The 14346-nt window shown below is 26.6% G+C and carries 15 protein-coding genes; 2 read left to right on the top strand and 13 right to left on the bottom strand.

The features are described 5' to 3' along the window. Positions 1 to 44: 44 nt before the first annotated feature. The 7 genes from ACFYH6_RS04475 to ACFYH6_RS04445 all read right to left on the bottom strand — a co-directional run bounded on the left by ACFYH6_RS04475 (position 45) and on the right by ACFYH6_RS04445 (position 5796). Positions 45 to 329 (bottom strand): metalloregulator ArsR/SmtB family transcription factor, encoded by a 285-nt coding sequence (locus ACFYH6_RS04475; protein WP_316344223.1) that lies wholly within the window; start codon positions 327 to 329, stop codon positions 45 to 47. Positions 330 to 438: 109 nt separating this feature from the next. Further along, the gene (locus ACFYH6_RS04470) at positions 439 to 1092 is read right to left on the bottom strand and encodes a Crp/Fnr family transcriptional regulator (RefSeq protein ID WP_316344222.1); all 654 of its coding nucleotides are present in this window, start codon (positions 1090 to 1092) and stop codon (positions 439 to 441) included. Positions 1093 to 1187: 95 nt separating this feature from the next. Further along, positions 1188 to 1421, bottom strand: a complete 234-nt coding sequence (locus tag ACFYH6_RS04465) for a glutaredoxin family protein (RefSeq protein ID WP_316344221.1) — start codon at positions 1419 to 1421, stop codon at positions 1188 to 1190. A gap of 86 nt (positions 1422 to 1507) precedes the next feature. Continuing rightward, on the bottom strand, positions 1508 to 1930 hold the full coding sequence (locus ACFYH6_RS04460; RefSeq protein WP_316344220.1) for a YbaN family protein: 423 nt from the start codon (positions 1928 to 1930) through the stop codon (positions 1508 to 1510). A gap of 70 nt (positions 1931 to 2000) precedes the next feature. Continuing rightward, positions 2001 to 2297 (bottom strand): nitrous oxide-stimulated promoter family protein, encoded by a 297-nt coding sequence (locus tag ACFYH6_RS04455; RefSeq protein ID WP_416179625.1) that lies wholly within the window; start codon positions 2295 to 2297, stop codon positions 2001 to 2003. A gap of 78 nt (positions 2298 to 2375) precedes the next feature. After that, positions 2376 to 4040: a thiol reductant ABC exporter subunit CydC gene (gene cydC / locus ACFYH6_RS04450; protein ID WP_416179626.1), complete on the bottom strand. Its 1665-nt coding sequence runs from the start codon at positions 4038 to 4040 to the stop codon at positions 2376 to 2378. Between the two features lies 1 nt (position 4041). After that, entirely contained in the window at positions 4042 to 5796 is a 1755-nt protein-coding gene (locus tag ACFYH6_RS04445; RefSeq protein ID WP_416179627.1) for an ABC transporter ATP-binding protein/permease, read from the bottom strand. Between the two features lie 353 nt (positions 5797 to 6149). Between ACFYH6_RS04445 and ACFYH6_RS04440 the strand changes: the two genes are divergently transcribed. Continuing rightward, positions 6150 to 7187 (top strand): transposase-like zinc-binding domain-containing protein, encoded by a 1038-nt coding sequence (locus ACFYH6_RS04440; RefSeq protein WP_316343117.1) that lies wholly within the window; start codon positions 6150 to 6152, stop codon positions 7185 to 7187. 225 nt (positions 7188 to 7412) lie between these two features. Here ACFYH6_RS04440 and feoB read toward each other — a convergent pair whose 3' ends face one another. The 6 genes from feoB to ACFYH6_RS04410 all read right to left on the bottom strand — a co-directional run bounded on the left by feoB (position 7413) and on the right by ACFYH6_RS04410 (position 13096). After that, a complete protein-coding gene (feoB, locus tag ACFYH6_RS04435) occupies positions 7413 to 9287 on the bottom strand; it encodes a ferrous iron transport protein B (protein ID WP_416179628.1) in 1875 nt (624 codons plus the stop codon). Between the two features lie 11 nt (positions 9288 to 9298). Next, a complete protein-coding gene (locus tag ACFYH6_RS04430; protein WP_316343119.1) occupies positions 9299 to 9520 on the bottom strand; it encodes a ferrous iron transport protein A in 222 nt (73 codons plus the stop codon). Between the two features lie 148 nt (positions 9521 to 9668). Then, positions 9669 to 9968, bottom strand: coding sequence for a hypothetical protein (locus ACFYH6_RS04425; protein ID WP_416179629.1), 300 nt, complete (start codon positions 9966 to 9968; stop codon positions 9669 to 9671). A gap of 155 nt (positions 9969 to 10123) precedes the next feature. Beyond that, the gene (locus ACFYH6_RS04420) at positions 10124 to 10810 is read right to left on the bottom strand and encodes a metallophosphoesterase (RefSeq protein ID WP_416179630.1); all 687 of its coding nucleotides are present in this window, start codon (positions 10808 to 10810) and stop codon (positions 10124 to 10126) included. A 9-nt stretch (positions 10811 to 10819) separates the two neighbouring features. Beyond that, complete coding sequence (locus tag ACFYH6_RS04415; protein WP_316343122.1) at positions 10820 to 11083, bottom strand: EscU/YscU/HrcU family type III secretion system export apparatus switch protein; 264 nt, start codon at positions 11081 to 11083, stop codon at positions 10820 to 10822. A gap of 24 nt (positions 11084 to 11107) precedes the next feature. Further along, on the bottom strand, positions 11108 to 13096 hold the full coding sequence (locus ACFYH6_RS04410; RefSeq protein WP_416179631.1) for a hypothetical protein: 1989 nt from the start codon (positions 13094 to 13096) through the stop codon (positions 11108 to 11110). A gap of 159 nt (positions 13097 to 13255) precedes the next feature. Between ACFYH6_RS04410 and ACFYH6_RS04405 the strand changes: the two genes are divergently transcribed. Next, positions 13256 to 14332, top strand: a complete 1077-nt coding sequence (locus ACFYH6_RS04405) for an Ig-like domain-containing protein (RefSeq protein WP_316343124.1) — start codon at positions 13256 to 13258, stop codon at positions 14330 to 14332. The last annotated feature ends 14 nt before the right edge of the window (positions 14333 to 14346 follow it).

Below are 14346 nucleotides of genomic sequence, written 5' to 3'. Positions count from 1 at the left end.
ATATATGTGATAAAAAATACTCCGAAAAGGAGTGTTTTTTTATTTTATTCTTTATCTAATAAGGCCTGTATTATCTTTTCAACTCTTTTATCTACAACTTCATATACTATTTCTAAGCCGTTTCTTTCACCCTTAATAATTCCTATGCTCTTAAGCTTTTGTAAGTGTTGAGAAATGGTTGATTGAGGCATTCCTAAGCAATTATGCATATTAGTCACATTACAACTTCCCTTTTCTAAAAGATTTCTCACTATACAAAGTCTTACTGGATGGGCCAAAACCTTCAAAAATTCTGCAACATCCTCATATTGCTTATAATTGTTATCCACAATACCACCCCATTAATTTATTTCCAATTTTTCTTAGATTGTTATTTTAATATCAATAATATCACTATATTCAAATTTTAAGATATTGTTACGGATTTGTCAAGCTAAATTAATAAATCCAGTTTTTTATTTTTATTTTACCTCTTCCAAGTTCTAAGACTCCTCTTTTTTCAAGTCCTTTTAAGCTTCTACTTACTACTTCTCTTGATGAGCCAATATCAGCTGCTATTTTTTCATGAGTTGTATATATAATTTTAGCACCATGATTATCTAGAAGTTTTAAATTAAAATAGTCTATAATTCTATTTTCAATACTAGTAAAAGTTACTTTTTCAAAGCCTTCTACTACATTTTCAAATTTATTATATAAATTTCTAAACATGTACTTTAAAAAACTATTATTATTTATTAAATATCTTTTAAATAAGTCCATTGGCAAAATCGCTATAACTGCATTTTCTTCAACATCTGCAAAAGAAACTTCATCTGAATCAGTTAGTGCACATAAAACTGTATTAAAGCAACTATCTCCTTTTCCTATTCTATAAAGAGTTACTTCTTTTCCATCATCACCTATTTTATATATTCTAAGTCGTCCTTCTAAAATAAATGAAAATCCTATGCAGCTAACTTTATTACTAAATACATTTTCCCCTACTTCATAATTACTTACTAAAACTCTCTTTAATATAATGTCTAAAACTTCACTATCTAAATCCATTAAAAAAGGATAGTATTTTAATAATTCATCTTTTAAATCCATTTTTCCCCCTTATAAACAAAAAAAAATAAAGCTACTATAATTGTAGCTTTACTTCTTATTTTATTCAACTTATTAAATAATTTTGATAAAATCAATTATAAATTTAACAATGAATCTATTCTAATCTTATCAAATCCAACTACTATACTACCATTGATATCTATAACTGGTACTCCCATTTGACCACTTTTATTTACCATTTCTATAGCTGCAGCTCTATTTAATCCTACGTTTACTTCTTCATAATTAACATTCTTACTTGTTAAGTAATTTTTTACCTTTGTACACCATGGACATGTGTTTGTTGTATATACTTTTATATTATTCATTTTAATTCCCCCGATTCATAAATTCTTTTTTATGATATAAGTATATTCCAACAATAATATTTTGAATGTAACAAAGTCACAAAAGATTATTTATTTAATAATTGCTCTTCTTCAAGTCTTCTTATTATTTTTTCATCTTTTTTTATTGTTTTAATTCTAAATATAAAGTAATAGAACTTAAATAATATAACTACTATTATAACTGCCTTCATAAATAGGCTATCTATCAAAATTAATGGAAACATAAGCATAAAATCTGCAAAGGCTAGAATACACACCTTTTCTTTTAGTGTCATTGCTCTTTCCTTCACAAAAGAATCTAAATGCTTCTTATATAGCTTTGTATTAATAAACCAATTATTAAATCTTTCAGATCCTCTTGCAAAACAATATGAAGCTAAAAGTAAGAATGGAGTAGTTGGTAATATAGGAAGTATAACACCTATTGCTCCTAAAATTACTGAAATAAGACCTATTGTTATATACAAATATTTTTTTATAGATTTCATTTTAAATCTCCTTTTTATTCAAAATTATTTTGCTAATTTTCTCCACATATTATTGAAATCATTTCTAGTATTAATAAGTCATATGTCTAAATAACTCTATTGGATTATATATAAGTAATCTTGGTCCAGAAAACCTCATAACCTTCTTAATTTTTTCTCTCATGTCTTTTTTATAGCAATGTATTGGACACTTTCCACAAGTTGTTTTTTCCTCTCCAAACTTGCAAAAGCTTAGTCTTTTATGAGCATACTCTAATAGTTCAGTACACTCTTCACATAACTCCTTGTCCTTATTCTTATGCTTTTTCTTACAATAAATCCTTATCATAAGTTCAATAGTTCTTTTTTCCCTATCTATTTTAGACATATAAAAACCTCCCCAGATTTTGATAATCATTATCATTAAATTTTCTAAATAAAGAGGATTTTCATCCTCCTTATCTTCTTATACTATTTTCTTATTTTCTAATTTATAAACTTTATCACATATTGCAGTTGTAGATTTTCTATGTGAAATAAGAATTATAGTTTTATCCTTACAATTTTCATTTATTGACTTTAATATTTCCCCTTCATTTAAAGCATCTAAATTACTTGTAGGTTCATCTAAAATAAGAACATCACTATCCTTTAAAAATGCTCTAGCCAGTCCAATTCTTTGCTTCTCCCCAGAAGAAAGATTTCCACCAAGTTCCCCAACTTTAGTATCATATCCCTTAGGAAGTGTTAATATAAAGTCATGAATAGATGCCTTTTTAGATGCTTCTATAACATCTTCTTCACTTGCATCCTTATTACCTATCTTTATATTATCTCTTATTGATTCATTAAATAAATAAGTTTCTTGGCTTACTAGTCTTTGTGAATTTCTTAATGATTTTGTATTTACGTCTTTAATATCTATATTGTCTAATTTAATATCCCCTGAATTAACATCCCAAAATCTCATTATTAGCTTAATAAATGTACTCTTACCTATTCCACTTTCTCCTATTAAGGCTATTTTTTCGCCTTTTTTAATATTTAAGCTTGTATTCTTAAATATTTTTTCTTTTCTTGTTGGATAAGTGAAGGTTACATCATTATAAGCTATCTCATTGCAAACTATATTATTTTTACCTACTACCTCTTCTACATGTGGAACTTCATCTATTAATTCAAATATTCTTTCTGCACAAGCAAAGGTTTGTAATAATGTATTTGAAAGATTACTTAAAGCAACTACTGGCCCAAAGGAAGATGCCACTACTACTATGGCAACTATAGCAGCTGTAAAAGTAATTTCTCCTGATAAAAATTTACTCATTCCTAATAGGACAAATGTTAAAATTGCTATCATTATTGTAATATCAGTTGTAGCTCTAATAATTCCTTCATGTTCCTTTATCTTATCTAAACTCTTATTAAGTCTAATGGAATTCTTATTGATATTATTTAATCTTTCTTCTCCATTTTTGTATAATAATACTTCTTTTAATCCTCTTAATGAATCTAAAACATAGTTATTACTTTCCCCGAAGATATTTCTATAGTTTACTCCCGCTTCTTTTGCAAAGCTTGAAGATACATAAGGGATTACGAAACCTACTACTATGAAGAAGGCTGCAGCTATAACCCCAAAGGCTGGATTAATTAAGTATAATATTATTGATATTATACTATTTGTAATAATTGCTATAGATATTGGTGCTATTGTATGAGCATAAAATACTTCTAACAGTTCAATATCTGATGTAATTAAAGCAATTAAATTTCCTTTTTCCTTACCCTCTAATTTCGCTGGTGCAAGTTTTCTTAAAACAGTAAATATCTTATCTCTTAAGATATATAAAATCTTAAAAGCTATATAATGCCCTGATAACTGTTCGCCATATCTTAAAAATCCTCTTAATACTGCCGATACAACCATTACTATTAAAGCACCTTTAAAAGTTATAAATGTTATATCATCAATATAAGTTCCTAATGCAATTGCTCCAAAGGCTGCTATTGAAATGGCAGCTAAAAAACCTAATACTCCCATAAAAATTGTAATTAACATTATAGGTGCAAGTGGCTTTAATTCCACTATTAATCTCTTCATTATTTGGAAGCCTGATCTTCTTTTCATATTAACAAACCTCCCTAATTTCTTCTAATTCATTTTGCTTATTTACCATGTTATTATAATATCCCTTAAGATTCATTAACTCATTATGAGTTCCTTCTTCTACAAGTTCTCCCTTATTCATAACATATATTTTTTTAGCTTCTTTAACATTAGCTAATCTATGAGATATTACTAATATAGTTTTATCCTTAGAAAGATCATATATTGCTTCCCAAATAGCTTCTTCACTTTCAACATCAATATTTGAAGTAGCTTCATCAAATATTATCATCTTTCTATCTGCAAGTATTGCCCTAGCTAAAGCTAATCTTTGTTTTTGTCCACCAGATAAAGCACTACCACCTTCACCAACATTAGTGTTTAGCTTATCCTTAAGTCCTTCTACAAACTCATATAATCTTGCTGTCTTTAAGGCTTTTTCTATTTCTTCTTCTGTAGCATCATTTTTTCCTACTAAAAGATTGTCTAATATACTTCCATTAAAGATATAACTATTTGTTGAAATCAATCCTATATTTTCATAAATAAGATTAGTGTCAATCTTTTCAATATCAAAAGAATTTAATAAAACCTGTCCCTTATTAACTTTATAGTTATTTAAAATTACTGAAGCTACAGTACTTTTACCTGAACCACTTTCCCCTACTATTGCTACTATTCCCTGTGGTGTAATATCCATATTAATATTCTTTAATACATTTCTATCTCCATCGTAACTAAAAGTAACATCCTTAAGTCTTACATTTATATCTTCTTTAATTTCTTTTACTTTATTATCAACATCTTTTTCTCTTTCTTCAGCATCTAAAATACCAAATATTCTATCTGAAGCTGCTATTCCATTCATTGCTATATGGAAGTAAGAACCTAGAAGCCTTAAAGGTATAAAGAATTCTGAAGATAAAAGTATTATTATAAGTAGGCTTCCTGGTAATAGCTCTCCGTTCTTAAATTGCATTAAGGCTACTATTGTTCCTGCTGCTGCTCCACCAAAAGCAACTAAATCCATGATTGTAATAGAATTTAACTGCATGCTTAGAACCTTCATAGTTATTTTTCTAAACTTCTCTGCTTCTACATTCATTTTTTCATGTCTTTCTTCGTCCATATCAAAAACTTTTAAAGTTGTAAGTCCTTGAAGATTTTCTAAAAAGCTTCCACCTAAATCTGAATAGCTCTTCCAATAATCCTTTAAGATTCTTTTAGCAATTTTCATTATTGCAATTATGGATATTGGAATAAGAGGTACACAAAGTATAAATACTAAGGCTGCCTTAAATGATATAAAGCTCATAAAAACAAACAAAGTAACTGGTACTAATAAAGAATAAAAGAATTGTGGTAAATATTTTCCGAAGTATATTTCCAATTGTTCGACACCTTCTACCATTACTTGAACTATTGAAGATGTACTTTCAACTCCACTATATCCCGTTCCTAATTTAAGTAATTTCTTATATACAAGCTCCCTTAAAGTAGTTCTCGCTTCTGATGAAGCTAAATTAGAAAACTTAGCATATAATATATTAGAAATAAATCTTGTAATTAAAAGTAATAAAATTATTATTCCTGGTTTTAAGATAGATTCCATAGTTATCTGACTTAGTCCACCTATGTAAATCTTATTAACAAATCCTCCAATCAGTATAATAGTTACAATATTACATATGATTGCTATCCAATTTGCAAGTATGGTAAGTCCTATGTATTTTTTTGATTCACTACATAAACTTATAAGCCTTTTATTAATCATCATAATTGTTTCCCCCAGCCTATTTTCTATTGATATTAATTTTCATATGATAAATGATAGTGATAGTATACATTAATTGATAATCCATTTCAATACATTAAATTAAATTAATTAAATTATTAACAAAAAATTTAACTATATATGTCTATTATTTAATTCTTATTATTTAAAATTTATATATCCATATATTAAAACTATTTTTATTCTTATATTTAACTTACCTACTCATATCTCTCAAACTATAAGTATCTGTTTTAGAAAAATGTTGTTATTCACTATATAATTGAATAAAATAATTTACTGTTGTCAAAAATTCAAAAGAAATATATCAATTTTTTATTGAAAGGACTCTACTTATGTATTTTAATGAATTACAAGAACTTGATAGTAATCCAGTAGAAGAAAAATTAAATATAGTAAATAAATACAACAGCAAATTAGCAGTTATTGACCTTTTAAAGAATCGAGAAATTTTATGTTGTCCTCATTGTAGCTGCAAAAAAATTATAAAGTTTGGTAAATATAATGGGCTTCAAAGATATAAATGTTCAAATTATAACTGTAAAAAAACTTTTTCTCCAAAAACTAAAACATTATTTAGTTATTCAAAAAAATCTGCTGATCTATGGATTAAATATTTTATTTTATTAAATAATGGAAAATCCCTTAGAGAATGCTCTGCTATTCTTAATATAAATTTAGCAACCTCTTTTTTCTGGCGTCATAAAATACTAATTACTCAAAATAAAAATTACTATAATATTTTAAAAAATTATGTAGAAGTAAGTAAAGTTATGATGTTAGAAAATTTTAAAGGTGATAGAAATGCTGAAAATTATAGAAGAGGAAAAGTTTTTATAGCTTGTGCAATGGATAGTAATAAAACTTTATTATCAAAGGTTATTAGTAGATATAGTATTTCTCTTAATTCTATAAGCAGTAACTTTTCTTATAATATTGATGAAAATGCTATTTTATCATCTTACAATGATAGATATTTTGATATATATACTAAAAGACATAACTCAAAACTTCTACCTGCTAAAGATAAAAGACTATCTCTTATTATTAAGGAATTAGAGTCAAATGATCTTTCTGATAAGAATAATGTATATAGAAAAGATATAGAAAATTTAAACTCTTCTTTGCCTAAAAATTGCTTGTTTATTCATAGTTTTTCATTAAATATAAGAAGATGGCTATTTAGATTTAGGGGAGTTGCAACTAAATATCTAGAAAATTATTTAAATTGGCACATTCTTGATTTTAGTAATAAATATAAAACTTTTACTTTAAACCAAATAAATTTATTCAAAAACTTCTTAAAAGAATCTTCATATATTAGAATAAAGGATTTTCAAACTTACAAATTAATGTTTCTTCATACAACTTAGCATAAAGATATTTCCATATATAAACATCTTTATAATCAATAAAGTTATTATATGGAAAAAATTAAGTTATCTTATACTTTTATGCCTTTAATATATTAACAACATTTTTCTAAAACACAGTCATATAGGTTTACAACATATATGTGTATAGTTATAAAGCTTTTTTATATAAATAAAAAACTCAGCTAATGCTGAGTTTTAAAAGAATTCCTAATTAAAATTAATTTATTGCTGTACTGCTTCTTTAGCCCCTTCCTTATTAAAATACTTAACTAAAAGTAATATTCCTAAGGATAGTATTGCTAAGAATATTAAAAATTGTATTGTATATGAAAGAGTCATACCACCAGTTACTAGAGTTGCTATGAACTTAAATAAGTATGCAACAACCCAAGCTAGTACAAATTGGTATATAACTGATATATACATCATCTTGCTTCCATATTCTTTCTTCATAACGCTTATTACTGCAAAGCATGGTGTATATAATGAAACAAATACTAGAAAACTTAAGGCTGTTATTGAAGTAAACATAGTTGGTAAAACTACTGCTAAATCTCCATATACTATTTCCATTGTTCCAATTATTACTTCCTTTGCTGCAAGGCCAGTAAGGATTGATACTCCCGCTTCCCAGCCACCAAAACCTAATGGCTTAAATATAGGTGATAAAAGTCCTCCGAATTTTGCTAAGAAACTAGTATTTATTTCTTCTGTAAATCCATTCATATTGAAATATGTTAAGAACCAAACTACTATTGATACTGCAAATATTAGTGTTCCTGCTCTTATTATAAATCCTTTAGATTTATCCCAAGCATTAATAATTATATTCTTAAAGCTTGGTAATTTATATTCTGGAAGTTCCAATATAAATGGTTGTTCATCTTTTTTAAATAATGTATTTTTAAATAATAATCCAACTAAAATAGCTACAACAATTCCTAATAGATAAAGTCCCATTACTACAAGTTCTTGATTGGATACGAAAAATATTGAGGCAAATAAAGCATACACTGGTAATCTAGCCCCACAAGTTACAAGTGGTGCTAATAATGCTGTCATCTTTCTATCTTTTTCACTTTCTAAAGTTCTAGTTGCCATTATTGCTGGTGCTGAACATCCAAATCCCATTATCATTGGGATAAATGCCTTACCAGATAAACCGATTCTTCTCATTATCCTATCCATAAGGAAGGCTATTCTTGACATATATCCACAATCTTCAAGGAATGATATTCCTATGAAAAGTGAAAATACTATTGGGAAGAAAACTATAACTCCTCCAACTCCAGCTACTATTCCATCAACTATTAGAGATTTAAACCATGGTGATGAATTTACAACTAAACCTTCCACAATTGGTGTAAAGGTATCTGCCACAAAAGCATCTAAAGCATCTGCTAGAGGTTGTCCGAACCAATTGAAGGTGAATTTAAATATTATAAAAAGTGCAATTAAAAATACTGGATATGCCAATATTGGGTTTAATACTACCTTATCTATTTTTTCTCCTATGTAATTTGTTTTTCCATCACCTTTAGAAGCTTCTTTTATTAAATTAGCTATATAAGAATAAGCTTCATTCTCATCATTGAAATTCATATTATAATTTGGAGCAATTTTTATTGATTTATCTATGTCTTCTACTATATTCTCTAATCCTTTTTTATTTTTAGCTGATATTGCTAAAATTGATACTCCTAGTTTTTTTCCTAGAATTTCTGTATCTATGTTAAGACCTCTTTTAGTAGCTATATCCATCATATTTAATAGTACTAAAATAGGTTTATTAAATTGCATTAATTGTGTTGTAAGATATAAGTTTCTTTCTAAGTTTGTAGCGTCTACTACATTTATTATTAAATCAACTTCTTCATTTTCTAAATATGATCTTGATACTTTTTCTTCATTTGAATATGTGTCCATTGCATAAATGCCAGGTAAATCTACAACTTTTATATCTTTATTTATAAATCCGTACTTTTTGTCTATAGTTACTCCTGGCCAATTTCCAACATATTGCTTTGATCCAGTTAATGCATTAAATACTGTGGTTTTTCCTGTATTAGGGTTACCTACTAATGCTACATTTATCATATTCCCACTCCTTAAACATTTAAATATATGTTTTTTGCATCATTTTTTCTAATAGCTAAATCAAAACCTCTAAATGATATTAATATCGGATCACCTAATGGTGCTATTAATTTGACCTTTACTTGTGTCCCCTTTACACACCCCAGTGCCTTAAGTCTTTTAGCTAATTTAGGGTCTCCTTCTATATCTCTTACAGTTCCAGTTTGACCTACCTTCATATTGAATATTGTCATACATCTTCCCCCTATATGTTCTTTCTATTTACAATTATAGTTAATTGAAATTGATTGTCAATAACTCTCGATAAATTTTTTCGTTGTTTTGTGAATTTTTTAGCAATCATAAAGGAACTGTTAAAAAAACAGTTCCTTTAATTAATATTTATATTCCAAGAATCTCACAAATTACTGATAAAACAGATGAATTTATAATCCAAAAAATAAAAATTAGGAATGTAGGTACATTATCAATATTTACATCAAATATGGTAAATATTACAGCTATAAGCACAAGCCCTAAAATAGTACTTAGAATAGCCCCAAATGTTGATATTCCTTTCTTTATTGGTGCTTTGGGGTAATTATTATTACTATCTTTAGTAATATTATTATATATTGAGTACTCAATGAAGTCGTCTTTGATGTCCTTTTTTCCATCTTTATTCCAATCATGTAGTGCCATAAAATCCCCTCCAATCCAACTTATATAAAAATTATTTATTAATTTTAGTGTAATCACCTAGTTTTTTAGTGTCAATTTTCATAAATGCAAAAAAATTAAGTTTGCACCTTATATTTAGATGCAAACTTAATTTATATTTTATTCTTACAATAATATTATAATATTCTTATTGGATCAAAATTTAAGTAATCACAGGATGTAATAATATAATTTACCCCTTCATATTCTCCATTAAATGCAGATCCTAAAGCTGGACCATGAAGATGTCCATAAATCACTTTTTCTACACCATATTCCTTAAATATTTCAGTAAAGGCTGAAGCTTCTATTTTTTCATTAATAGGAGGATAATGAATCATTACTATGAATTTTTCAAATCCTGCTTCTTTTGCCTTATCTAAAGATAATCTAAGCCTAATTATTTCTCTATTAAATATCTTTCTATCTTTTTCTGTAAATCTATCGCTACCTTCTAGTATCCATCCTCTAGATCCACAAATAGCATAATCTTCATATGTATAAAAATTATTTTGAAGAAATTTAGTATTATCATACATACTATTTAGCTTGGAAATTCCGCTCCACCAATAATCATGATTTCCCTTTGATATTATTTTTTTTCCTGGTAAATCATTTATCCAATCTAAATCTGCTTTACTATCACTAGACTTCATAGACCAAGATATATCTCCTGCTATAAGAACAGTATCTTCTTCTTTTATTTTACTAATCCAGTTTTCCTTGATCTTTTCATCATGCTTAATCCATTTCTCTCCAAATATGTCCATTGGTTTATCTGTTGTAAAAGCAAGATGAAGATCTGAAATAGCGTATAAAGCCATTTAATCTACTCACCTTTCTACTATTCTATCTAAATCTGTTACATAAGCAATTATATGTGCTACTGCTTCATAAAGGTCTGTTGGTATATTTTCTCCAATATCAACATTACAAAGCAACTCTGTCAATTCCTTATTATACACTATTGGGACATCATTTTCTTCTGCTTTTTCTATTATTTTATCTGCTATATAACCCATACCACTAGCAGTTACAATAGGTGCTACTATATTTTCTTCATATTTTAAGGCTGCGGCTTTTTTCCTTCCATTCATATACCTTTTCCTCCTGGTATAAACTTATACCCTCCTATCTATAGCAGTTCCAGAATCAGGATTGAAGAATGCTCTACATGTAGCTAGAGATACTTCCTCTTCCTTTTTAGATACATTAATATCAACTAAAAATCCCATAGATTCAATATTATAAACTAATTTATTTTTCGCCATATCTATTATTTTAACATATCTGTCTTCACATTTTAAATCAACATTTATTTTTTTATCTAAAACCTTCATATATCCATCTACTATACCTAAGTTTTTAGTATCTATAGTAATTACCATCTTTATATTAGTACTATCAATTTTCTTGCTATCTTTTCTCTTATCCTTTACTATTATTTTGCATGGATATTCTGTTTCTCTTATGTTAATTGGAACATCTGCATAATAATATTCAGAGCTTATCTTATTAAATACCTTTATTTCATTTATATTATTTTTTATTATATCTAATATTTTTTCTGGAACACTTCCTTCATTTTTTAATGCTGTAATTAAATCCTTAATTATTTCTTTGCTTGTTTCTCCTGCTTTATTAATAGAATTTTTTACAATATCCTTTGTAGATAAATTTATATCATTATTAGCTTTAGTTTCTATATTATTAATATTATCACTATTCTTTATCTTTTCAGATTCTAAAGAGGTTGATATTACATTTCCTTGCATTGGTTTTTCTTTATCAATAATTTCTTGATATTTTAAGTTTATCCCGTCTTTTAATTTTGTAAACTCTTCTTCAGTTAATGTTATACCTTTTCCCATAGTTCTTGATAATAAAGTTTCTACTTCTTCCTTAGTAAATTCTAAGGATTCTGTAATACCAAGCTCTAAATTACTACTTTTATTTATATAATCACTAAAATTATCCTGTGGAGAAGCTTCTCCTATATCTCTATATTCTAATATTACTGATTTTAAATTATCTATAAATTCCTCTGGCTTTAAAGTATTAATAAAATTAAAGCTTTTATCAAATTCACTACTAGTAAATTCTTGTCTTCTATTTATTAATATATCTTTTAAAGCAACGTTAATATAATCCTCTGTTTGCCCAGATATAGATTTCAATAAAGAAAGTAAACTTATTTTTGGATTAGAGCCTTCTGTTTTTTGATAAGCATCATTACCTATTTTATTATTAATATTATTATCTTGAGTTCTTTTGACATCTTGATTTTCAGTATTTCTTTCAATAACTATTTCTTTATTAGCAATCTTAGTATCTATATTTCCCTTTAAGGAACTATTATCTTTAGAAACATTATTTATAGTATTATTTTCTACTCCCTCTTTAACTTCTGGTAAAGATACACTAATATTATCTAATATTCTTGAAATATTATTTTCATTTTTAAATATAGCCTTATATCCACTTATATTTTCTTTATTTAAATCTATATTATTCTCAAATAACAACAAAATATCTGACTTTGATAATGATTTTAGTTCATTAAAAAATTCCATTAATGTAGTTTTTATTTTATTTCCCTCTACACTATTTTCATCTATATTATTACTTAGTAAATATTTAGATATAAATTCATTACCTTCCTTTGGATTTTCTTGTAACTTTTCTAAAAACTGAATTAATCCTTTTACTTCTTTAATATTTTCCTTTGTAAGAGGAATATTAAATTTCATCATATCCTTAAGTAAATTAATATCTTCATTACTTAAGCCTTCCTTAAGGATTATTTCATTAAATTCTCCTTGTGAAAGTTTAGCTTCCTTTCCACTTGAAGCTACAATCTTAAGCTTTAATTTACCATCTTCAAAGCCATCTACTTGGAATCTATGAAAGCCATTCCCTAAAGAATCTAAATCTCCTTCTATTTCAGCCTGAAATTCCCAACCATCTATTAATTTTATAGTAGCTTCATCACTACCTTCTTTTTTTATTATTTTTCCAGAAAACTTTTCACCAATGTCGAAGGTAAGTTTACTGGATATTTTTTTATTATTTACATTGTAGCTATTCCCTATATTAAATATCCCTGGCATATTACCACCCCGTATACCTTTCTAATTATTTATAATATCGAGTACATTCAAAGTTTTCTTGATAGAAAGGACTTTGGAAATAACTTGGAAACATCATTATTATCTTTAGAAATTTCTTCAGAGTATTATTAAATTATAGAAATAAGGGAGGATCTGAAAATGAAAAAAGGACTTATTCATAATTTATTATTTATATTTATTATTTCTACTTCATTAACACTTATATCCTGTAATAATAGTTCTAAAAAAATTACTTTAAGTGAAAATACTGAAGGAGAAATTTCTTTAGAAGAAAGTGAAATTATAAAAGCTATAACTACTGGTGAAAAACTTTTAGATGAAAATAATTTTCTAGAAAGCAAGGAATATTTTAACAAAGCCATTTCCTTAGAAAAAGAAAATAAAGACACCTATTTAAGAATAAAGGATAAATACCTTTCTATAAACAAGGCTGATGAAGCTTATACCATTATTAAAACTGCAATTTCAAATAATGTTGATATTGAAAATATGAAATTACTACTAAAGGAAATATCATCTAAATTTGAAGTTATTAAAATATTAAATTCTGTTTATCAAAATAGCAGTTATACCTTACCAAAAGAAGTAAATATAAATGTTTATGATACTTCACTATCTATTCCTGTTACTTGGAATAATGAAAATGTAGATACTAATAATATAGGTACTTTTACCTACGAAGGGTATAACGATGAATACGGAAGAAAAATAATAGTAGAATTAACTGTTATGGAAAATCTTTATGATAAGGAGGCAGGTTGTATAAAAAAAGTATATTCTTCAAATGGTAAAACCTATATAGATGTTGATTTAATTGAACTTTATATAGGATTTAAAGAAGCTGTTGCAGAAGCAATTAAAGATAATAAAGCTGCCGTTAATGAAAAAGGAGAATACTTTCTTCCAGATCCTATATATATAAGAAATAACTATACTAAATTAACAACTTACGAAGTTTCCAATAACTGTATTATACAATTATTACCTAGAGATTTCTCAAAATTAGGATATGATCCAGAATCAAGCCTTAATTTTTCTCCACCTAATCCTGTTTCATTTCATGACTTTGAAAAATTTATTACTGAAAGCAATAAAATCTTTTTAGAAGCAAATTCAGAAAATGAAGTTAAAACAATAACTGATAGAGAAACAATGTGCTGGATTGAATTAAAAAATGGTGTAGTAACTTCAATTTATAGGCAACATACACCTTAAATTATAATAATTAA

This window comes from Clostridium sp. HCS.1 (assembly GCF_047900555.1).
Lineage (GTDB): Bacteria > Bacillota > Clostridia > Clostridiales > Clostridiaceae > Clostridium.
The sequence above is the reverse complement of the archived record's forward strand: the minus strand, read 5'-3'. Positions and strand labels throughout refer to the sequence as shown.